Origin of the sequence: Parashewanella tropica (assembly GCF_004358445.1) — a bacterium.
Lineage (GTDB): Bacteria > Pseudomonadota > Gammaproteobacteria > Enterobacterales > Shewanellaceae > Parashewanella > Parashewanella tropica.
On record NZ_CP037951.1, the window covers coordinates 1,410,632 to 1,432,949 of the forward strand.

At 39.9% G+C, this 22,318-nt stretch carries 20 protein-coding genes; 9 read left to right on the forward strand and 11 right to left on the reverse strand.

Annotated features, from left to right (window positions below; genetic code table 11):
• Nucleotides 1–160: 160 nt before the first annotated feature.
• Nucleotides 161–1,147, forward strand: a complete 987-nt coding sequence (locus E2H97_RS06040; RefSeq protein WP_133406301.1) for a fumarylacetoacetate hydrolase family protein — start codon at nt 161–163, stop codon at nt 1,145–1,147.
• Nucleotides 1,148–1,206: 59 nt separating this feature from the next.
• On the forward strand, nt 1,207–1,866 hold the full coding sequence (maiA, locus tag E2H97_RS06045; protein ID WP_133406302.1) for a maleylacetoacetate isomerase: 660 nt from the start codon (nt 1,207–1,209) through the stop codon (nt 1,864–1,866).
• A 65-nt stretch (nt 1,867–1,931) separates the two neighbouring features.
• Here the strand turns inward: maiA and E2H97_RS06050 are convergent, their stop codons facing one another.
• Both E2H97_RS06050 and E2H97_RS06055 read right to left on the reverse strand, forming a co-directional pair.
• Nucleotides 1,932–2,738: a hypothetical protein gene (locus E2H97_RS06050; protein ID WP_133406303.1), complete on the reverse strand. Its 807-nt coding sequence runs from the start codon at nt 2,736–2,738 to the stop codon at nt 1,932–1,934.
• Between the two features lie 230 nt (nt 2,739–2,968).
• The gene (locus tag E2H97_RS06055; protein ID WP_133406304.1) at nt 2,969–4,228 is read right to left on the reverse strand and encodes a dicarboxylate/amino acid:cation symporter; all 1,260 of its coding nucleotides are present in this window, start codon (nt 4,226–4,228) and stop codon (nt 2,969–2,971) included.
• 336 nt (nt 4,229–4,564) lie between these two features.
• Between E2H97_RS06055 and gshA the strand changes: the two genes are divergently transcribed.
• From gshA to E2H97_RS06070, 3 genes are all read left to right on the forward strand, one after another.
• Nucleotides 4,565–6,142: a glutamate--cysteine ligase gene (gene gshA, locus E2H97_RS06060; RefSeq protein WP_425466807.1), complete on the forward strand. Its 1,578-nt coding sequence runs from the start codon at nt 4,565–4,567 to the stop codon at nt 6,140–6,142.
• 127 nt (nt 6,143–6,269) lie between these two features.
• Nucleotides 6,270–6,578 carry a hypothetical protein gene (locus E2H97_RS06065; protein WP_133406306.1) on the forward strand — a complete coding sequence of 103 codons (309 nt, stop codon included), beginning with the start codon at nt 6,270–6,272 and terminating at the stop codon, nt 6,576–6,578.
• Entirely contained in the window at nt 6,571–7,182 is a 612-nt protein-coding gene (locus E2H97_RS06070; protein ID WP_133408581.1) for a transglycosylase SLT domain-containing protein, read from the forward strand. The genes E2H97_RS06065 and E2H97_RS06070 overlap by 8 nt, the downstream gene beginning before the upstream one ends.
• Here E2H97_RS06070 and E2H97_RS06075 read toward each other — a convergent pair.
• The 5 genes from E2H97_RS06075 to rdgC all read right to left on the reverse strand — a co-directional run bounded on the left by E2H97_RS06075 (nt 7,179) and on the right by rdgC (nt 12,140).
• On the reverse strand, nt 7,179–8,408 hold the full coding sequence (locus E2H97_RS06075) for a sensor domain-containing diguanylate cyclase (protein WP_133406307.1): 1,230 nt from the start codon (nt 8,406–8,408) through the stop codon (nt 7,179–7,181). The genes E2H97_RS06070 and E2H97_RS06075 overlap by 4 nt on opposite strands.
• 225 nt (nt 8,409–8,633) lie before the next feature.
• On the reverse strand, nt 8,634–9,719 hold the full coding sequence (gene purK, locus E2H97_RS06080) for a 5-(carboxyamino)imidazole ribonucleotide synthase (RefSeq protein WP_133406308.1): 1,086 nt from the start codon (nt 9,717–9,719) through the stop codon (nt 8,634–8,636).
• 2 nt (nt 9,720–9,721) lie between these two features.
• Complete coding sequence (gene purE / locus E2H97_RS06085) at nt 9,722–10,210, reverse strand: 5-(carboxyamino)imidazole ribonucleotide mutase (RefSeq protein WP_133406309.1); 489 nt, start codon at nt 10,208–10,210, stop codon at nt 9,722–9,724.
• A 134-nt stretch (nt 10,211–10,344) separates the two neighbouring features.
• Nucleotides 10,345–11,061 (reverse strand): hypothetical protein, encoded by a 717-nt coding sequence (locus E2H97_RS06090; RefSeq protein WP_133406310.1) that lies wholly within the window; start codon nt 11,059–11,061, stop codon nt 10,345–10,347.
• Nucleotides 11,062–11,228: 167 nt separating this feature from the next.
• Nucleotides 11,229–12,140 (reverse strand): recombination-associated protein RdgC, encoded by a 912-nt coding sequence (rdgC, locus tag E2H97_RS06095; protein WP_133406311.1) that lies wholly within the window; start codon nt 12,138–12,140, stop codon nt 11,229–11,231.
• Nucleotides 12,141–12,411: 271 nt separating this feature from the next.
• Between rdgC and E2H97_RS06100 the strand changes: the two genes are divergently transcribed.
• The 4 genes from E2H97_RS06100 to E2H97_RS06115 all read left to right on the forward strand — a co-directional run bounded on the left by E2H97_RS06100 (nt 12,412) and on the right by E2H97_RS06115 (nt 16,851).
• Nucleotides 12,412–13,377 (forward strand): porin, encoded by a 966-nt coding sequence (locus E2H97_RS06100; protein WP_133406312.1) that lies wholly within the window; start codon nt 12,412–12,414, stop codon nt 13,375–13,377.
• 269 nt (nt 13,378–13,646) lie between these two features.
• The gene (phoB, locus tag E2H97_RS06105; RefSeq protein WP_133406313.1) at nt 13,647–14,336 is read left to right on the forward strand and encodes a phosphate regulon transcriptional regulator PhoB; all 690 of its coding nucleotides are present in this window, start codon (nt 13,647–13,649) and stop codon (nt 14,334–14,336) included.
• A gap of 140 nt (nt 14,337–14,476) precedes the next feature.
• Entirely contained in the window at nt 14,477–15,775 is a 1,299-nt protein-coding gene (phoR, locus tag E2H97_RS06110; RefSeq protein WP_133406314.1) for a phosphate regulon sensor histidine kinase PhoR, read from the forward strand.
• Nucleotides 15,776–15,882: 107 nt separating this feature from the next.
• Nucleotides 15,883–16,851, forward strand: a complete 969-nt coding sequence (locus E2H97_RS06115; protein WP_133406315.1) for a PstS family phosphate ABC transporter substrate-binding protein — start codon at nt 15,883–15,885, stop codon at nt 16,849–16,851.
• 254 nt (nt 16,852–17,105) lie between these two features.
• Here the strand turns inward: E2H97_RS06115 and E2H97_RS06120 are convergent, their stop codons facing one another.
• The 4 genes from E2H97_RS06120 to E2H97_RS06135 all read right to left on the reverse strand — a co-directional run bounded on the left by E2H97_RS06120 (nt 17,106) and on the right by E2H97_RS06135 (nt 22,138).
• Nucleotides 17,106–17,591, reverse strand: a complete 486-nt coding sequence (locus tag E2H97_RS06120) for a glutathione peroxidase (RefSeq protein ID WP_133406316.1) — start codon at nt 17,589–17,591, stop codon at nt 17,106–17,108.
• 58 nt (nt 17,592–17,649) lie between these two features.
• Nucleotides 17,650–19,236 carry a PKD domain-containing protein gene (locus E2H97_RS06125; RefSeq protein ID WP_170308253.1) on the reverse strand — a complete coding sequence of 529 codons (1,587 nt, stop codon included), beginning with the start codon at nt 19,234–19,236 and terminating at the stop codon, nt 17,650–17,652.
• 133 nt (nt 19,237–19,369) lie between these two features.
• Nucleotides 19,370–20,680 carry an RsmB/NOP family class I SAM-dependent RNA methyltransferase gene (locus tag E2H97_RS06130; RefSeq protein ID WP_133406318.1) on the reverse strand — a complete coding sequence of 437 codons (1,311 nt, stop codon included), beginning with the start codon at nt 20,678–20,680 and terminating at the stop codon, nt 19,370–19,372.
• 72 nt (nt 20,681–20,752) lie between these two features.
• Nucleotides 20,753–22,138, reverse strand: coding sequence for an alanine/glycine:cation symporter family protein (locus E2H97_RS06135; RefSeq protein WP_246029062.1), 1,386 nt, complete (start codon nt 22,136–22,138; stop codon nt 20,753–20,755).
• Nucleotides 22,139–22,318 lie beyond the last annotated feature (180 nt).

The window sequence follows — 22,318 nt, forward strand, 5'->3', positions numbered from 1 at the left end:
TTAAAGCAGTTTGATAAAAAAAACAGTGTGATTTAGTTCACGCTGTTTTCTTTTATTAAAAATTACTGTATTCATATAGACCAAATAATTTAAATAAAGCTAGAGCCTTTCAGACTCCCTCTGAAAAATCAGGCTTCAGCGACCCTACTTAGGAGTATTCATGAAATTAGCTACATACAATAATGGCCGTCGTGATGGTCAATTAATGCTGGTAAGTCGAGATCTAACTAAAGCTGTTGCAGTACCTGCTATTGCTCATACTATGCAGCAGTTAATGGACTCTTGGGATTTGTTAGAACCTCAGTTAAAAGAGTTATATGACGCATTAAATGATGGCCAATTAGATAACACAGTTGATTTTGATGAAAGCCAATGCCTTTCTCCTTTCCCTCGTGCTTATCAGTGGGCTGATGGTAGTGCATACGTAAACCATGTTGAATTAGTTCGTAAGGCTCGTAATGCTGAAATGCCAGAAACGTTTTGGACTGACCCATTAGTTTATCAAGGTGGTTCAGATTGTTTTATTGCTCCTAGAGCAAACATTGAGCTAGGCAGTGAAGAGTGGGGCATTGATTTTGAATCTGAAATTGCGGTTGTGACTGACGATGTACCAATGGGTATTTCTGCTGAGAATGCAGCAGATCATATCAAGCTACTTATGTTAGTTAATGATGTCTCTTTACGTGGTTTGATCCCTGCTGAGCTTGCTAAAGGTTTTGGTTTCTTCCAGTCAAAGCCATCAAGCAGCTTTTCTCCAGTTGCCATTACGCCTGACGAGTTAGGCGATAAGTGGCAAGAAAGCAAGGTTCACTTACCTCTAGTCACTCACTTGAATGATGAGTTATTTGGTCGTCCAAATGCGGGTGTAGACATGACGTTTGACTTTGCAACATTAGTTTCTCACGTTGCTAAAACTCGCCCAATGGGTGCAGGTGCTATTGTCGGTTCAGGGACTATCTCTAACTATGACCGCAGCGCTGGTTCGAGTTGTTTAGCTGAAAAGCGTATGCTTGAGACTATTGCCGATGGTAAGCCAAGCACTTCGTTTATGAAGTTTGGTGATCGCGTTCGTATTGAAATGTTTGATGATCAAGGCAACAACATTTTTGGCTCGATAGACCAAAAAGTGGTTGAGTATAAAGCTTAACCTTCATTAGACACTTAAACGGGGCTTTACGCCCCGTTTTACGTTAGGACGAATATACTATGAAACTATATGGTTATTGGCGCTCAAGTGCCGCATATCGTGTTCGAATTGCTCTGAACCTTAAAGGGTTGGAAGCAGAACATATTTCAGTTCACCTTGTTAAAGACGGTGGTCAGCAACATAAGCCTGAATATATTGACCTTAATCCCCAAGAGTTAGTACCAACATTGGTAGTTAAAGATGCGGCTTCAGGAACTGATCTAAAGCTTACTCAATCACTTGCGATTATTGATTATCTTGAGCAAACGTCTAAGTCAGTTAAATTACTGCCTGAATCTGCCGCTGAACGTGCAATTGTAAATAGTATGGCGTTGCTAGTGGCTTGCGATGTCCATCCGCTTAATAACCTTGGTATCTTACAATACTTATCTAATGATCTTGAAGTGACTGACGAGCAAAAATCGGCTTGGTATCACCATTGGATCCATAAAGGGTTTAAAGCGTTAGAGGTATTATTAGAGCAGCACTGTGGTGAGTATTGCTTTGGGGACTCTGTAACCTTGGCTGATGTATGTTTGATTCCGCAAGTGTATAACGCTAAGCGATTTAACGTGCCGTTAGATAGCTATCCTAATATCATTCGAATTTGGGATAATTGCCATAAGTTAGCCGCTTTTGAAAAAGCATTACCTGAGAATCAAGATGATGCTGTAGTTTAATAAATCGAAAACAAAAAGGGCAAACCATATGTTTGCCCTTTATTGTTTTTAACGACCAGCTTTAACTACTGCTTTTGTTCTTCAGCTTTTCGCTGATGCTCACTTGAGGCTTTTTTACTGTCAGCCAACTGGTTATCGGTTGATTGCCTAACAGTCTCAAAAGATTGCTCAGCACTATCTAATTCTTTCTTCAGCTGTTGGGCTGCCGCTTCTGATTGCTTACCAACATCTTCACCCTTTGTATCATTGACCTTTAAAGTATCTCCTGCAAGTGCTGGTAAAGGAAGTAGGGCGTATTCTTGGTGTTGAATTGGGTTTTCTGCTCCACGTAAGGAACCATCAAAGCCGTCACGAAAAATAACTTCGTCATCATCAGAGTACTCTAACGTTTTGAAGTTATGTTTTGTTTGAAATGCTGTTAATTCACTTTCAGGCACATTGTCCAAACGGTTTAAATCGGCATAAGTACCGTCTGAAAACTGGTATCCGAAGACAACAGTCTGAGAACTAGGATCTGCATTGGTCTGATTTTTAGGCTTATTGATAACCCATTGAGGTTTAGTCTCTGTCGCTGCCGGAGTATCTGGAGTTGTTGGAGTATCAATTGTTGCACTCAATGCTGCCATGAAGCTCAAAGCTTCAAATATACTTCTGTGGTTTGAACCTTGAATCACATGCCGTATAGCGAGCGTAGCGTCATCACTGCGAGTATCTGGATAGCAACGTTCTTGAGGTTGACTATTTAAGATACCAATAAATTGTTCAAAAACGGATTCTTGACCTCGAGAATAGATGCTTACCGTTGTAGTTGCACTGACTTCTGGAGCAATACTTGTATCGAGTCGTTGAGTAGAGCCTGCTGGAGCTGCCATAACACCACCTTGAAATTAGAGTGATTAGCCATGAGAAGTATATAGGTTATGAATGAACCCATGGCTTACATACGTTAAAGTATATCGTTGAGGGTCTAAAATGCAGCTTAAACTTTGTTAACCTAATAAAGGCTGAATAACAGGTGATTTCAGAGGGTTAATAGGTAGAATTCTCGAAAAAAATGAACAATAAACAGGGCTAGATACCTCTATCCAGCCCCCAATTTGATTTAAGCGACTTGCTTATGATCTTCAGGTAATGGTTCGTTTGAATAGAACTGCTCTTCATCCAGTTGTCCTTCAGACTTACCGACAACAACGGCTGTCATCATATCTCCTGTTACATTTGTAGCGGTGCGGATCATATCAATAACTCGATCTATGGCTGCAATAAATGCGATACCTTCAAGTGGTAACCCAACAACGCCTAAAGTAACCGTCAGCATTACCATAGCACTACCAGGAACACCTGCTGTTCCGATAGACGCAATGGTTGCAGTAGCTGCAATCAGTAGATAATCTTTAGCTTCCAGTGGAACACCAAAAATTTGGGCGATAAAGATGGCTGCAATCGCAGGATAAATACCACCACACCCATCCATATTCATAGTCGCACCCAGTGGTAGTACAAATGAGCGGTAACCTTTAGATACTCCCATTGATTCTGTACTGCGAGTACTAGCTGGTAGAGTTCCGAAGCTAGAGGCAGTTGTAAAAGCCACCAGTTGCGCAGGCAGTGCTTTACGGAAAAACTGAATTGGGTTTAGCTTAGCAATAAAGGTGACAAATCCACCGTAAACAAAAATGATATGAATGAATGCTGCTAGATAGATGGCGCCAATAAACTTAGCTAAAGGCAACATGGTTGATAGGCCATATTTACCCACAACCCAAGCCATTAAGCCAAATACACCAATTGGAGTCAGTTTAAGTACTAAGCTAGTTAAGCTGTACATAACCTCAGCGCCAGCATCAATCGCTTGTTTTAAAGGCTGAGCTTTTTCACCAACTTTATTAATTGAAATGCCAATTAATGCAGCAAAGACGATAATTTGAAGCACTTTACCTTCAGCTAGTGCTGCAAATGGGTTAACAGGGATCATGTCTAACAAGACTTGAGCAAAGCCCGGGATGTTACGCTCGCGAACCTCAGATGTAGCGAGCTGCATTGTACCGCCCATGTCAATTACGCTTCCAATGGTTAATCCGATTAAAGAGGCTAAAGCACCTGTGACCATAAACATGGTAAGTGTTTTCGCGGTTAACCACTTTAAGCTACCATCTGATGAATTATGTGAGGTGATGCTGGTAACGATAGCGCAAAAAATCAGTGGTGCTACTAGCATTTTGATGGCACTGATAAATAAGTCGCCTAATGGTTTTAGTGCTGTAGCTTGCTCCCCAAGAATGAGGCCAACAGTAGCTCCAAGAATGAAACCAGCAATCACTTTTTGCCAGAAAGGGATCTGTTTTAGTTTTTGTAGAAACATGAATTGTCCAAGATTTAATTGCAAGACTATAAAAAGAAAGCGAGCGGTACAGCTAGATCTCTAACTTTTAATTATTTTCACCCATTCTAGCTGGAGTATGAATATAATGACAAATGCCATTTTTATATAACATATAGTAATAAAATTAACTTTTTTATTCTTTGTTGTTATTTTAAGCAGTCGATTAACTACATTACGTAGCAGTTCGATCAGTTCTTTGAAACTTATGGTTAGGTACTTATGATATTGTAATTTATCAATGAGCTATATTGTGGTCTTGAAGTCAGAGAGTATAATCCCCATCTTTGACTCTGTATTAGTTAACGAGAGAAGTCTATTTTGAAGACATTTGGTCAAAACCTCGCCGCTTTAGATAACCCAAGTGGCAAAAGAGCGTTAAGCGGTATTCGTAGAGGTATAGAACGTGAAGCGTTAAGAGTAAAAAGTGATGGACAACTTTCATCAAAACCTCACTCTAAAGCGCTTGGTTCTGCACTGACCCACTCTCGAATTACAACTGATTATAGTGAATCGTTACTAGAGTTCATTACCCCAGTTTTTGATGATATTCCTAGCTTATTCAATGATCTTAAAAAAACGCATGTTTATGCCATAAACAATATTGATTCTGAGGTCTTATGGCCTGTGAGCATGCCATGCTTTGTCAAAGAACCGAACAAGATCCCAGTTGCTCAATATGGTACATCAAATGTTGGTCAGCTAAAGACCTTGTACCGAGTAGGTTTAACTCATCGTTATGGCGCTCAAATGCAAATTATATCTGGCGTGCATTTTAACTTCTCGGTGAGCCAAGAGTTATGGGAACTCTTGTATAAACAATCCAATTCTGATTTAACTCTTGAAGAGTTTATTTCAGAGTCTTACTTTGGTTTGATCCGTAACTATCGCAGACAAATGTGGATATTGCCGTATTTATTTGGTGCTTCGCCTGCGCTTTGCGGTTCATTCTTAAAAGGTTTGGATACCGATCTACCTTTTAAAAAGTCAGGTTTAGGTACTTTATATTTACCTTATGCTACGTCTTTGCGAATGAGTGATCTAGGTTATACCAATAAAGAACAAGATACCTTAGGCATCAGCTATAATTCATTAGCTGAATATCTTGAAGGTATGAAGCGCGCTATCCGTCTTCCCTCTGCAAAATTTGCAGATATTGGTGTGAAAGTGGGTGATGATTATCGCCAGTTAAATGCCAATATTCTGCAGATTGAAAATGAATTTTATGCTCCTATTCGTCCTAAACGTGTTGCGCAAGCGGGTGAAAAACCTTCTGATGCTTTAGCGCGTGGTGGTGTTGAATATATAGAAGTAAGGGCATTAGATGTTAACCCATACTCTCCATTCGGCATCAGTGAAGATCAGGTACGATTTTTAGACTTGTTTTTACTATATTGTTTGCTGACACCATCGAAACACATCTCTGATGAAGATGAAAAAGAAATGTCTGATAACTTGGAAAAAATCATTTTGCAAGGTCGTCAGCCTAATCTACAGCTAAGTCACCATGGTGAAACGATAGAGGTCACTCAGTGGTTGTCAGACATTTTTGAACAATTAAAGCCAATTGCTGATTTAATGGACGATGAAAAAACAGCTAGTTACCATGAAGCTTTAGCTTTATGGCAAAAAGGCATTGACGATCCTGATTCAACGTTATCTGGCAAGGTACTGAATGAGTTTGTCAGTAATAATGAAGATCATGGGCCTTGGGTAATGTCTCTTGCTCACCAATATCAGCAAGAGTTGTCTCAAACTCAATTATCTGATGATGAAGTTGCGGATTATCGACAACAAGCTGAGGTTTCTTTGAAACAGCAGCAACAATTGGAGATCGAGTCAGTTCAACTTTTTGATGACTATCTACAAGATTATTTTCATTATTTGAGGGATTAATTTGGTGAGGTTGGCACTAGTAGCAATTTTAACATTTACACTTTTGGGCTGCACGAGTCGAATCCCACAAAATTGTAGCCAAGTTTCAAGCTATTTAGTGCCAGATCCCAATCAAGGATTGTACTCAGTGATGATCCTTGACATAGATGGTATCCCCGTACCTCCTCAGCCCGTTTATGAATTACCAGCGGGAACACACACAATTAAGGTTGCTGCACTTATTCATGCCCCTGAGCTTGATGTTGCCCTCAAATATCGCACTCCAAAAACGCGTATGCTGTCCTTTAAACCCGGTTATCGTTATCATTTAGCGGCTAAAATAAAACAACCATTGCCTCAGCCTGTGTTGAATACAGATTATTGGCAAGTCGTATCATGGAAAAAACAAGAGGTTTCGTGTGAACAACAGGGAAAAAACAACAAAACGTCTGGCTAATGGAATCCTTGTATCTGTTGGTTTACTTGTCTTAGGTGGATGTGCCACGCCGCCACCACAGAATCCTGATAATATTTGTGAAATCTTTAAAGAACATCGTAGTTGGTATGATGCCGCTAAAGATACCCGAGATAAATGGGGCGTTCCGGTGCATGTTCCAATTGCAATGATGTACCAAGAAAGTTCATTTCGACATAATGCCGCGCCTCCTATGGAGTATTTCTTGGGCTTTATCCCTATAGGAAGAGCTAGTTCCGCCTATGGTTACGCACAAGCCAAGACCATGACGTGGGATGACTATGTTAAAGAAACTGGGAACTCTTGGTCGGATCGAAGTAATTTTGATGACGCTATGGATTTTATGGGGTGGTTTATTTATAAAACCCATAAAATAAATGGTGTTTCTAAGTGGGATGCGAAACGCCAATACCTCAATTACCATGAAGGGTGGGGTGGTTATCGCCGCGGTTCTCACAATAAAAAGAAATGGTTATTACGAGTCGCCAATAAGGTCAATAGTCGTTCTCTAAAATACGCGAAACAGTATCGCTCTTGTAAAAAAGACTTAGATCGTTCTTGGTTATGGCGTTTGTTTTTCGGCTAACTTGCATCTTGTCTGCGGGTGTTCTTTTTCGCCCGCTTTTGTAAATACATCTCTGAGTCAGCCTTCTTAAACGACTTTTGCCATCCATTGTCATATTTAGCGATGCCATAGCTAAACTCGATCCCTGATTGATGCATTAATTGCTGTTGTATCTTTTCTATTTTCTGCTTCAATAGACTTAAAGGACCGTGAGTTACGACGATAAATTCATCGCCACCAAATCGACCTAATAAAGCGTCTTCTGACCAGTTTTGCCTTAATACATCAGATAACGACTTGATGGCAGTGTCTCCAACTTGATGACCAAGATTGTCATTGAATTGCTTCAAATTATCCATGTCGATAATGATCAAAAAACTTCCTAGGTGAGGTTTGAGATTCCAAGCTTTTAATTTTTGCTCAAAAGCCTGTCGATTGAATAATTGTGTCAAAGGATCAAAGTTGGCTAGCTTATGGATCTGTTGATTTTTTTGATAAAGACTTAGAGCGTTACAGGCCTCTTGAGTCAAAATACTAACCAAATTACTGTCATAGTCGTTAAAGGCTTCGTACTGACTACTGTCTAAGTTCAGCATGCCAAATAGCTTATCATCGATATAAATTGGTGTTGAAAGTGTAGAGCGAATGGGCTGTGAGCAAGCTTCTTTAAAAATGGTTTGAGCTTGTAATGATAACTCTTTGTTAGTTCCAATTTCATTAATGTCATTGATAACCACAACGCGGTCGCATTTACCTTGTGTCAGTTGATATTGAAAGGAATCTTCTAAAAAGAAATCAACCCGGTTGAGCTTGGTATGATCCACACCTATAACGGACTCATAAGTGAGTTTGTTATTGATGTGATCGAGTACCACGATACTCCCCATTTCAGCTCCATTGATAGCGCTGATAGATTTTTTTAGAAGAGCATTTAAAAAATCATGTTGCTCATGGTATTGGTTCGACAGTTTAACGAGATCGTAAGTCGTTTCGTTAATCGTCACTACATGTTCTAGATGTTGCCATAATCGATGTAATCGGCTTTGGTGTAGGTAATAACTTAGGCTATAGCCAAGTGCATAGATAAGATAAATAAAAGTAATGCTCAGAAAGTTATTGGTGCCTAAAGGATTCAATAGTTGAAAGCAAAAAATAATTAATAGTAACGGGCAAACTAAAAGTAAGATGTGGTACCGAATATCGATACGGTCAATTTGTTTAGATTTTAGATTATCTTTTTGCTTCACTACTGAGTATCCATGGTCAGTATCTCAAACGATACTTGTATCCTACACCGGAATATGAAATCACAATTCGTTTTTAAAAACGATTATATTCGAATTTTACTTGGAAGTGAGCTAAAGCTCTATAGCAGAGCCTGAAATGCTGCGCTCTTTATGATCCACGTCAAAGAGCGCATTTTATCTATTTTTCTAATTAAATCGATATTTTTAGCGTTAGAAAAGAGTGTGCTATGTATTAATTTCAGCCGTTAACCAGTCAATAGGAGCTTGATAATGTTCGGGTAATAGCGTTTTTAACTGTTCAAGAGACTGAGTGCATAGCGAAGTATCAGTTACTGAAAGGTTAATATGCCCGACTTTACGACCAGCTCTTACTTCCTTACGGTACCAATATAATTCGGCATTAGCGGCTTGCAACCAGCTATCGTCGTATTCAACACCAATGAGATTAACCATAGCGGTTTTGAAATTAACATTTAGCCTAGGTACGGGTAATCCCAGCATTGCACGAACGTGTAATTCAAATTGACTAATGGTACTACCAGCTTGAGTCCAATGTCCTGAATTATGCACTCGCGGGGCAAGTTCATTTACCAATAGCTTATCTCCAACTCGGAAACACTCCATAGCCATGACCCCAACATAATCAAGATCATTCATTATGGCAGAAAGCATCTCTTCAGCTTGTGATTGAAGATGCTCAAGTCTAGATAAGGGGGATACCGATGCCATCAAAATACCATTTTGATGAAGGTTTAAAGTCAGAGGGTAAAATACACAGCGACCATCTTTTAAACGGGCACCGACTAAGGAGACTTCCTCATCGAATGGAATTCCTTGTTCTGCAATGGCTTCATTACTCCAATCATCAGGAATTTGAGGGTTTTCGTTTGCTCTCAACCAGTGCTGGCCTTTACCGTCATAACCGCCTGTTCTGCGTTTAAGCAAAACATTATCGCCTAATGATTGCTGCAATTCGGCTTCGGTGGTTTCATCAGTAACTAATTGCCATGGCGCTGTAGCAATGTTTAAGCGATCTAAGATACTTTTTTGCGGGTAGCGATCCGCCAGTAATGCAAAAATATCATGATTGATAAAGTTGGGATGGTCGCTTAGCTGTTTGCTGGTTTTGGAAATGGGCCACATTTCTCTTTCAGCTGTAATGATGTCATTTGCTTCGATGGGAAGTAGTTCGTTACTTGGGTTAACGATGTCAATGGTTTCAACATTGACGGCTAACGGGTTGGCCGCTTGTTGTAACATAGCACCAAGCTGACCATTTCCAAGCACCCATAATTTTGGTCTACTTTTCATATTTAGTCCCTAGGATCGGAATTCTCTAAAACAGTTGACGTTTGTTTATGGCGAAATGCTTCTAATCTCTGGGCAAGTGCTTTGTCGTGATTTGCTAGTATTTGACAAGCTAAGAGTCCCGCGTTAAATGCTCCAGCAGTTCCAATGGCTAGAGTTCCAACAGCTACACCTTTTGGCATTTGAACAATGGATAGCAAGCTGTCCATTCCTGAAAGTGCTTTACTTTGAACAGGAACACCAAGCACAGGTAAACGAGTTTTAGAAGCAATCATGCCTGGTAGATGAGCTGCACCACCTGCGCCACCTATAATAATCTGAAAACCTTTATCTGCCGCGGTTTCGGCAAACTGCATTAATTTATCTGGGGTTCTGTGAGCGGAAACCACTTCAACATGATACGGAACTTGTAACAGATCCATGATTTCGGTAGCCGCTTCCATCGTCGGCCAATCACTTTTAGATCCCATAACGACAGCAACTTGCGCTTGCATTGAGACTCCTTAACGACTTATTTTTGTAGGGTAAAATTGTGAACTCTGTCACACTGCGATCATAACATGTTTGTGTTGGTTCAGCAGTCTGAAATCAATTTCATTATTTGAAAACTGAATTCAGCGATTCATACTCATGACAGAGGATCTTTTTTGGTTATGACCTTAAATTGAGATACCGTTTTTAACGGTGGTAATTTAGCTGATGAAAAGCTTCTATATGCAGGTATACTGCCAGATTTAAGGTGCAATTTTTCCCGTAAATTAGAACTCTTATTAGGTATATAATTTAGTGCTACAGGTTGAGTTCGTACTCTGATTGGTGGAAGTTTACCTTCTTGAAAATCAGGACTTCCACAAGAAGGTGAGGGCAAACTGATTTCTAATGGTGAATTTATGATTGGTGGTTCAGGCAAACAAGGGGGCGGCGCCTCAGTTTGAACCGCAGCGTCAACATAGGTAACAGTATCGGTGGCTATGCTTCTATTATGTACTTTTACGTGTTCAGTTTGTGTTGCAGCTTCTATTTGATGAGGCGTCAGATCGAACGTGTCAGTGCTCATTTCCGCTGTGGCATGGCGTTCGATAGGTAATGAACACAAACATTGACTACAGCTTTGACCCGGATGAAAAATGTGTATGCAAGTCCTTAGCTCCCTTTTTTCATTTAAATGGGTGAGTTTAACTAATCGTACCATTTTTACTTTTAATGCAGCATTAAACTCATCGACTTTACCTTGTAAGTGCGATGCATTTTTAGAGTTTATCGCTGAAAAAAATAGCTTATGGATGTTGGCCTGCCTTGTTTCAGATAGGGTTTTTGTTGCAAATTTAACTTCGTTAAATGCCACTGATCGCCCTTTAATAACTAAGGGAGGAAGGTGGGTATTACTAGATTTTGTCTGGTAGCTTGTTTGAGGAGAATGAGTCGCAGAAGCTTTTTTCAATAGCCTTTCACAATCAGAATTTTTAAATATGCTAACTGATCAAGGCTGTTCTGTTGCTGACAGAGTCAGTCTTAATTTTCAGACTCTAGCCCACCAAGTGCTTTGAATAGCGACTCAAACAGTGCTTTTAGTTCACCACACATTAGAGCGTAATCCGCATCCATTCTTGCCATAGGATCTTCATTACCTACCTCATCATTAATCGCCCTAAATTCTTCAGAGAACTTTAAGCGCTTTAAGCTAGCATCAGATTGCACAACAAAAGCAATCGATTGTCCGAAGTGTAAGGCTAACTTATGAACTTGCTTGCCACTGGCAATATGCGCTAGTACTTCTTCTTCAAATAATTCTTGTTGCTTAAAACGAACAATACCGCCTTCTTCTGAAACAGACTTAAGTTCAGCTTCATCTTGAACTTCAAAGCTTGCAGGGATTTCACTGGTTTCAAGCCAAGCGGTAAGCGTGTTTTCAATTGGTGCAGAAAAGCTAACGGGAACAATTGGCAAACTGCCGATAGCTTTTCTTAACAGCGACAACATTTCTTCTGCTTTTGTTGCGCTTGAGCTATCTACAACAACCAGTTGCTGCTCAGGCATAATTAAAGCTTTAATTTGGCTTCGGCGTGAAAATGCTCGTGGTAAAAGGGTCGCGATGACATCTTCTTTAAAGGCATCTTTTTCTTTTTTAGTAACTTTACGGTTTTCTTGATCTTCAATTACTGAAACCTTTTCATCTACCGCTTCTTTTACCACTTGAGCTGGCAAAAGCTTTTCTTCTTTTGTCATGCTAATTAAGTGAATGCCATTGGCACTGTGAACTAAGGTTTGCCCAAGCTTTCCTAGAGCTTTTGAAAATCCAAGTTTACTGACATCTTGGCTTGAACAAGGCGTAAATGAAAAAGAAGAAAGAGCTTGTTCAAGTTGCTCTGTGTCAATGGAAAAAGGTTTGTTAAATCGATAAAGAGTAAGGTTTTTAAACCACATAAAAGCTGAACCTTTGTAGGTATAAAATAGAGTTGGCTCAGTGTAACGTAAAACGGGTTCATTGATTAACGTTTATTTGTTCTGCTTACTTCATTGAGGAGATATAGCTGTAATTTTATGAACTACATGATTATTTCAATTTGTTGAACGCTGTATTGCAATTTTAAGGCAAATATATTTCTGAATTGAAATAAAAGTGAAATATAATATTGTCACAATTTGCCGCGATTCTGATTAACCCCGATGACCCATTCATCACTAGGAAAATAAAATGAAGATGCTCAATAAGACACTTTTGGCTACCACTATTCTTGCTGCAACAACGGGCACTGCTTTTGCCGACACAGCTCTTGTTGGTGATGCTTTAAAGATATACGGTAAGGTTAATCTTTCTGTACAAAAAAGTGACTTTGCGACTAAGCAAGGTAATGCAATCAATAATACTGATGAAACTAAAGTTAAAAGTAACGCTTCTCGTTTAGGTGTTAAAGGTACTTTTAAGTTAGATAATGGTTTAGAAGCGTTTTATACCCTTGAGTATCAAGCAAACATCGATTCAGATGACAAAGATACCTTTACTGCCCGCAATCAGTTTTTAGGTATTCGTGGTGGTTTTGGTTCGGTTGCGATAGGTCGTAACGACACTATTACGAAGAAATCACAGGGTAAAGTTGACCTATTCAACGATTTAGATGGTGATATTAAAAACCTTTTCAAAGGCGATAACCGTCCTTCTCAAACGGTAAGCTATGTTTCACCATCGCTTTCAGGATTTACATTCGGTGCCACCTATGTTGCAGAGGCTGCCGATAAACAAGTTGACAAAAATGGCGTTTCTTTAGCGGCCATGTATGGCGATGCCAAACTGAAGAAATCAAATTTCTATGCTGCAGTCGCTTATGACAAAGACGTAGCGGGTTATGACGTGCTTCGTGTTTCCGCTCAAACTAAATTTGGGAATTTAAAAGTTGGTGGTATGTACCAACAACAAGAATCTACTGACCAAGGCAGTAAGAGTACAAATGGTTATTTAGTGAGTGCTGCATACTCTATGGATGCCATTACTCTTAAAGCACAAGCTCAAGATATGGATAAAAAAGGTAAATCTTGGTCAGCGGGTGCGGATTATAAGTTAGCAAAACCGACTAAAGTCTTTGCTTTCTTTACAAGTCGTAAATTTGATTCTTTAAAGCATGACGATCAGTATGTTGGTCTTGGGCTTGAACACAAGTTCTAAACCACAGTAAAACGAGTTTCATATCTATAGCTCCGATACCAGAAATGGTGTCGGAGTTCTTTGTTTTGAGAGGAGCAGAAAAATAGGATTAACAGTACTGTTCATCAGATAAAATTATCATTTACAACACGCTTGTATGCATTGTTCATAATTCTGTAATATAAATTACATTTAATATAGCCACATATTTAGTACCTCTACTCTAAACCTCTGAAATCCTACATTTCTGTGAGTAAGAGGACAGCACACTACAAAATAGAGATTCGGTTATGACAGCAAGGATTTTGATCGTAGAAGATGAATTGGCCATCAGGGAAATGTTGACCTTTGTACTTGAGCAACATGGGTTCAGTACAGTGTCAGCAGCCGACTATGACTCTGCAGTGTCTGCGTTACAAGAGCCTTTCCCAGATCTCGTATTGCTCGATTGGATGTTCCCAGGTGGAAACGGTATTCAATTTGCCAAGCATATGAGACAAGATGAGTTTACTCGTCAAATCCCCATTATTATGCTTACGGCTCGCGGTGAAGAAGAAGATATGGTTAAAGGCCTTGAAGTTGGTGCTGATGACTATATGACCAAGCCCTTTTCACCTAAAGAGTTAACAGCTCGTATTAAAGCCGTATTAAGAAGAACAGCTCCTACTCGACTTGAAGAAACCATTGATGTTCAAGGTTTGTCTTTAGACCCAATCAGCCACCGTGTGACGGTTGGTGAGCAGGTGTTAGATATGGGGCCAACAGAGTTTCGTCTACTGCATTTCTTTATGACTCACCCAGAGCGAGTATACAGTCGTGAGCAACTACTTGATAACGTTTGGGGCACTAACGTCTATGTTGAGGACAGAACCGTTGATGTGCATATTCGACGTTTAAGAAAAGCCGTAGAACCTTCAGGGCACGATAGACTTATCCAAACGGTTCGCGGTGCGGGATATCGTTTTTCTGCGAGAATGTAAAATTCTAGTGACTCGAGTTTAATTCGAGTATAAAGTGGTCAAAAACCTGAATAGTCAGGTGTACCAAAGCTGTTTTCTATGATTTAGCGGTCAAGGAAACAGCTTTTTTGTGTATAAAAAAACAATAAACGGATGAAGGAATGTACGAGTCTTATTCAGGATATCGGTTATTAACCCGCTTAATTGTCTATTTTCTTATTTTTGCGCTCATTGGAGTATTATTCCAAGAGATCATCATTTTCTTATTTATTGGTGCTGTCGGCATCATTGTCTGGAATTACCGTCAACTCAGCCGATTGAATTATTGGCTCTGGATAGATCGTAGATTGACGCCTCCTCAAGGAAGTGGAACTTGGGAGGGGGTATTTAATGGTATTTATCGTTTACAGGGGAAAAACCGCCGTCGAGTAGGGCAACTGGCTGCTCTGTTAGCAAGGTTCAGACAAGGAGCTGAGGCATTACCTGATGCGGCAGTTGTACTCGATTCTGAGCTCAGTATTCTTTGGTGTAATAAGTTAGCTCAGCTTAACTTAGGGCTAGTATGGCCACAAGATAACGGTCAACGCATCGATAACTTGATCCGTCACCCCGATTTTATTGCTTATTTACAAAAAGCTAATTTCGATGAGCCACTTGAGTTGGCATCACCCGTATCTGAACAACGATTACTCGAAATACGATTGATAAGCTACGGAGATAGGCAATTACTGTTAATTGCTCGAGATATCACTCGGATCAGAAACCTAGAAGGCATGAGAAAAGAGTTTGTTGCCAATGTCTCACATGAATTAAAAACACCGCTCACTGTTATTCAAGGCTACTTAGAAATGATGCAAGAAACCATGCCTAATGATGACTTTAATCAGCGAAGTTTGGGCTTGATGAGACAACAGTCAGAACGTATGAAGTCTATGGTTGAGCAGTTATTAGTGTTATCTAAAATAGAAGATGCGACAGACATAGATTTACAAAAAACTGTGAATATAAAAGGCTTGATGACCACGCTAGAAGAAGAGGCAAAAGCACTTGCTAGAGGTGAGTACCTAGTTACTTTTGACAGTGATCACAACGTTGAACCTCATGGTAATGAACTGCAACTCAGAAGCGCTTGCACAAACTTGATTTCAAATGCCATTAGATACACTGAGCCTGGTGGTCGAGTGCATGTTAGCTGGAAGAAAGTTCCGACAGGTGCTGAATTCAGCGTTACGGATACAGGATTCGGTATCGAACCACAACATATCGCGCGGCTAACAGAACGTTTTTATCGCGTAGATGATGCTCGCTCAAGAAATACCGGTGGAACAGGACTAGGGTTGTCGATTGTAAAACATGCCTTAAGTCATCACCACAGTGAGTTGAAAATTGAAAGTGAAAAAGGAAAGGGGAGTCGATTTAGTTTTGTGATCCCTCAACATCTTATTGACGTGAAACAATAATGTAAGATTGTCATGCGGCTGTAACAAATGGGTAATATATTTGTCATGCTTTCAGCAGATACTGACACTGTTTTCAACAACAAGCTAGATTACAATTGGAGCATAACATGAAACTGACAAGGCTTGTCGGCGCAATGACTTTAACCGCCGCTGGACTATTCTCTGTAGCGGCTACCGCAGCGGTAGATCCAAAGCTACCTAAGTATGAAAAAACCAGTGGTGTATCAGGCAACCTATCTTCAGTTGGTTCTGACACATTGGCCAACATGATGACATTGTGGGCTGAAGAGTTCCAAGATTTATATCCTAATGTAAATATTCAAATTCAGGCTGCAGGTTCTTCAACGGCACCACCAGCATTAACAGAAGGTACTTCACAGTTTGGACCAATGAGTCGTAAGATGCGTCCGAATGAAGAAGAATCATTCGAGAAAAAATACGGTTACAAACCAACCCCTGTTCGTGTTGCAATTGATGCTCTAGCGGTATTTGTTCATAAAGATAACCCAATTAAGGGTTTGAGTATCGAGCAGCTTGACGGCATTTTTTCTAGTACACACCGTTGTGGTGGCTCTGATGTTAAACGTTGGGGCGACTTAGGATTAAAAGGTTCGTGGGCTGGTAAAGACATCCAGTTATACGGTCGTAACTCAGTATCAGGTACCTACGGCTACTTTAAGAAGAAAGCATTGTGCCGTGGTGACTTTAAGCCAAACGTGAACGAGCAACCTGGTTCTGCTTCTGTTGTTCAGTCTGTCTCACAATCACTAAATGCTGTGGGTTATTCTGGCATAGGCTATAAGACTGCTGGCGTAAAAGCTGTAGCGATTTCTAAGCGTGGCAAGCGTTATGTTGCAGCGACTTCTGAAAATGCTGGTAATGGTACTTACCCACTATCACGTTACCTATACCTTTACGTGAACAAGCATCCTAACAAGCCATTAGAGCCAATGCAGCGTGAATTCTTACGTTACATTCTTTCGAAGCAAGGTCAGAAAGTGGTTGATAAAGACGGATATGTTTCTGTACCAAATGCTGTTGTTATGCAAGATTTCAAGAAGTTAGGTATTAAGTAAATTAGACACTTTTTACTGATTCTGAAAAGCCTCCTTGTGAGGCTTTTTATTGTCTTTTTTAAGCATAAAAAAAGCGACCTATTTAGGTCGCCTATCCAAATTTGGATTTTGATAATACATATCAATAAAGGGAGAATGATGATGAACAAACAATGCATTTAACCAGTATAAATAATCTGTTCACTAGATAAGACCGGACCTTTTTAAAAAGGTTCCCAAAAAATTTAAAAAAATAAAAAATTTTTCAAATTTCTTCAGCTTAATAACTTTTTGATGTCATTCTCAATCTGTTCTGGTTTAGTTGTAGGGCTATAACGTTGAACAACTTGCCCTTTTTTATTGACTAAAAATTTAGTGAAATTCCATTTGATTTTCTGTGTACCAAGCACCCCTTTGGCCTCTTTCTTCAGAAATTGATAGAGAGGGTGAGTGTTATCACCATTGACATCAATTTTTGAAAACAGTGGAAAAGTCACGCCAAAGTTGAGTTCACAAAATTCTGCAATTTCAGATTCAGAACCTTTTTCTTGTTGTCCAAATTGATTGCAAGGGAAACCAAGGACTGTAAAACCTTGCTCTTTATAACTGTTGTACAATGCTTCCAAACCCTTATATTGGGGAGTGAATCCACATTTACTCGCAGTATTTACAATCAATACAACTTGTTCTGAGTAGTCAGAAAGAGCAACCTCTTTACCTGTGATATCTAACGCTGAAAATTGATAAATGGAAGGTTTCATAAACTAGCCCTTTGAATGTATTTAGGGCTAGTTTATACGCTGTGATAACAAAATACGATTACTTAATGTCTATCTGAGAACTGCTTGCTGCGCCATTTTGATGGGTAACTGTTACCGTGTAGGTTCCCGGTTGATCGTATGTATGTTTGATCATTTCACCTTGTTGCACGTTACTGATATTGCCCGTTGTGCCATCGCCCCAGTTATAAGTGAAGTTCTGATAAGTACTGTCAATATCAGAAACACATGAGCGAATGCCTACATCAACCGTTGCGTCTTTAGATGATGACGTTACCGTTAGTAATGGTGAAAATGCATTGCTAGGGTTTAACAAGTCGATGTAATGAGTGGGAGTATCAAGTAGTGACCAATCCATATGGTTAAACCCATGACCTTCAGCATAAGCGCTAGCTTTGGCTTTTGCATCTATGATTGCGAGCTTAGTCAATTGTGAGTCACCAAGTTTATGGGCAAAATTAGAGTTAGCATCTTTACCGCAATTGTTGCCTATATATCCCTCAAACCCTAAAGGTGTTTTTCCTTTAGCCCCGACTTTTGCCCAAATAGCATCAGCATAAACGCCTGCTTTTACCGATATTGCTAAATTAGGTTCAGCGCTTGCAGTGGCTTTTAACTCGTAGGCAATACTGTTAGACGTGAATGTACCGTTGTCAGAAAATTCACCTTTAATTTTTTTGCAGGATGAATTGGTACATGTAAATTCGTAACTGCCAGTAATGTTGAGGTCTTTTTTAAAGCTGACTTTTCCAGTTAAGTTGTAATTAATATCTCCAGTGCCTGCGGTAAAAGGTAGATGAAAGTCATATTGAACAGGGATAGGGCCCACTGCAAACACTCCATTGGCGATAGAACCATCAAAAAGGGTTATATCTCGGCTTGGAATTGAGCCTCCAGCTTGTCCAATTAATTGAATATTCCCGTTGACTAAAAAGTCAGCGTTGGCATCAAGGTTGGTGATTTCTACCTTGTAAGGGACGCAGAGCTTGCTTTTAAAGTCATAACCCACTGTAGCTGATGCATTTACATCCGCATTACCGTCAATGTTGTAGCCAAAAGTGAAGGGGCCTTTGTTTATTGAATCTGAATGACTGATAGGAAAGTACAAGTGCTTACCAAAGGATTTATGATCATGGGTTGTATGATTGCAACTATATTGATCTCCACCAATGGCCAAAGCTTGCTGGCGGAATTGGAGTAACCCTCGTTGTTGTAAATACTGATTAATTTGCTGGTTGGACGCATTATCATCAAATTGAGCTAACCCTTTATCAATAACAATGAGTGGGTAAGCATCTTTTGTTTGTGATTGGCAGTTCTGTTTAGCATTGCACAGTGCTAATGCTCCTTGCTTCAATTCCTGTATCACTTCATCCCGTTCTTTGGCTGGTAGCCCAGCGTCATTGCTTGCGTTTAAAGCACCTTGGGGTGAAGTGATAAAGTAATACTCGTTGGTTTGAGCTTGGCTTTGAAAAGGTGCTTCAAAGGTAATGGACTTAAGTTGATATCCATCCCCAGATTGAATTATGTCTGATTGTAGAGTGCTTGAGCTTGCCCAAGCTGATGCTGATAAAAAGCCAAGCGAAATAAGAAGCTTGGCAAGGTTTTTTTTGCCCATCGAAATCATATACATTCCCCTCTAATTTTGACTGGTCTGTATAATCACTCACATCATGTTAAGTTTGTTTTTCCCTTAGTTTTGATTATTGCTGTTTAAGCATAAAGGTTAGAGGGAAGTTTAGCGTGACATTGATCACGCTTTATTTAGGGCGTTTCATTACCGCGACAAACATTCCGTCAGAGTTGGCTTCGTAAGGCATGATTGTCAGCATATCTTGTTGAACCTGAGTAAATGGATGAACGATAGGAGTAAGTTCAAATTCAGGGCTTTGTTCAAGGAAGGCTCTTACTACTTGTTCATTTTCTTGAGGAAGCAATGAACACGTTGCATATACTAGTTTTCCACCTATCTTTACGGCTTCTGCGCTGCGAGTAAGGATATCCAATTGCAGACTGCTAATCGTCTTTAAATTTGATAAATCATCCGTCCAACGCATATCTGGGTTACGGCGCCAAGTACCCGTACAAGAACATGGAGCATCAACGAGCACACCATCAAACGTTTGTACTGAAACCGGTAAAGTTTCACTTACCCAAGGCTTAACTTTTATGTTTTTGAACTTAGCTTTAGTTGCACGCTTTCTTAATTCTGAAAGAGCATTTAAGCGAATATCAGAAGCGATTAATTGACCTTGATCGTTACGAAGTGATTGTAATTGAAGTGCCTTACCGCCAGCGCCTGAGCATGCATCCCACCATTGTTCGTTGGGCTTAGGTTGACAAACCTCTCCGATCACTTGAGAGGCAAGATCTTGGATTTCAAGCTTTCCTTGTTTATATAATGTTAACTGGCTTAAGTTAAGGCTTTTCTCTCCCAAACTAAGTGCACTCGCAAAGTATTGACTATCAACAACATCCACGTTTTCAGCAATAAGTGAATCAACAACTTGCTGGTGGTTAATACCCTGAGAACGAGCCCAAATCGGAGGTCGTGTTTGCATCACCTCCGCCAATAATTCACTTTGGTCGGCATTGCCCTTAAGGTTCTGCCAAAATGATTCTGGAAGCAGCTGAGTTAAGCTTAATGTTATTTGGGGCTCAAAAATACGAGCACAGTTTAATGCTGAATCTTGTGCTCGAGCTTTTTCTAGCATTGATTCAGGAATGCCTGCCATTTCAGTCCAAGCATTAATAATAGGTAGCCAAGTATGTTGTTCAAATGATGCTGTTTGCACTAATGCTTTTAGCCAATCAGAATCAACCTCTTGTTGAGAGGTCGGTTGCAGTTGATTTATCCAACCCCACCAACGAAACAGCCCAAAAAATGTCTCGCGAATGATACGGCGATCTTTAGAGCCATGCTTTTTATGTTCGCGAAAATAGTTGGCAAGAATATTATCAGCAGGTTGCTTGCTTTCCATGACTTCAAAAAACAGTCGGTGGATGGTCATAGCATAACTTAAGGCACGTTTTTGAATACCAGAGTCAGCAATTAGAGCAGAGGAGGTCATAGCAAGTCACAGGTCAATATAATTGGAGGGCGGATTCTAACAAACAAGCCGCCCGTTCTACAATCAAGGAGATCATGTATGTTTCTTTATCTCACCTGATTTGTACCTATGATAATAATCCAGCATGTGAGCTTTAACTTTTGGTGCTAATAATACTGATGAAATAATGGTAGGAATAGCCATTAGTGCATATGAACCATCAATAAGATTAATAACAGCTCCCAATGAAAATACCGAACCTAAGACAATCGCCACAAGGTAAAAGTAGTTGTAATAGTGTTTATATTTATCACCAAAAATAAAAGCAAAACATTTAGTGCCATAATAGGAAAAAGTGAAAATAGTCGACAGGGAAAATACCAAAACACAAATAATAAGGGCAGCTGAACCCATAACTGGAAAAGCTTTATTAAAGGCATGCGCCGTTAATGTCACACCGTTAGCAGAAGATTCTGACCAAACTCCAGTGATAATTATGATGAGTGCAGTAATAGTGCAAATGACGATAGTATCAATAAACGGCCCAATCATAGCCACTAAACCTTCTTGGAGAGGCTCATTGGTTTTTGCATCGCCATGCATCATTGGTGCTGTTCCTATACCTGCTTCATTAGAAAACGCCGCTCGTTGAGCACCGATAATGATAATCGCTCCAAGAGATCCACCCAATACCGCCTCAGCATCGAAGGCATCTTTGAAAATCAAAGAAAATGTACTGCCAACTAAGTTGTAGTTTTCAATCAATACCATCAGGCCCAAGCAGAGGTAAAGCAAGACCATAAACGGAACCAGCTTGCCAGCAACTTTGGCGATTCTTTCCAGTCCACCCAAAATCACTGTTGCAGCCATTGTGGCTATCATCAAGCCAATGCCTAAGTTGATATACAGCAATTCATCCTGAGCAAAGGAGCCGTTGGGTAAAATCACCAAGTCTCTAATTAATTGAGTTAGCTGATTAGATTGATAAATTGGCCAAGTACCCATAAGCCCAGCTACCGCAAATAGTAAAGCTAGCGGTTTCCATTTTTTCCCTAGCCCTTCAGTAATGATATACATGGGGCCACCCTCAACATGCCCATTGGGAAGGGTACGCCTATACATTACAGAGAGCGTGCAGGTAAAAAACTTGGTGGCAATTCCGAGGAAAGCACAAACCCACATCCAGAAGATGGCGCCGGGCCCTCCGGTAGCAATAGCAATAGCGACGCCACCAATATTGCCCATACCTACTGTTGCTGCAATAGAAGACGAAAGTGCTTCATAGTGGTTTATTTCTCCTTTATCATCAGGCTTATCGTACTTTCCTAGCAATATACTAATGGCATGAGGGAATAGTCGATAAGGCAGAAATCTTGAGTAGATCATAAAGAAAAGGCCGCCACCTAAAAGTAGGGTAAGAAGGGGCGTTCCCCACATGAATGAGCTAAAACGTTTTAATAATTCTTCTATGAGTAGCACTATATTGTTCCGTATTTTATTAGTTACATATTCCGTTCTGAGATACTCTGCCTCGTAAGATAATCATATAGCGTTCCATTTCTGAATAAAAGCCTAAAAAAATAGAATAAAAATATACAAATTGGAGTGGGTTATGTAAGCATAATAGAGTATTTAGACAACAATGTAGGAGTATAAATA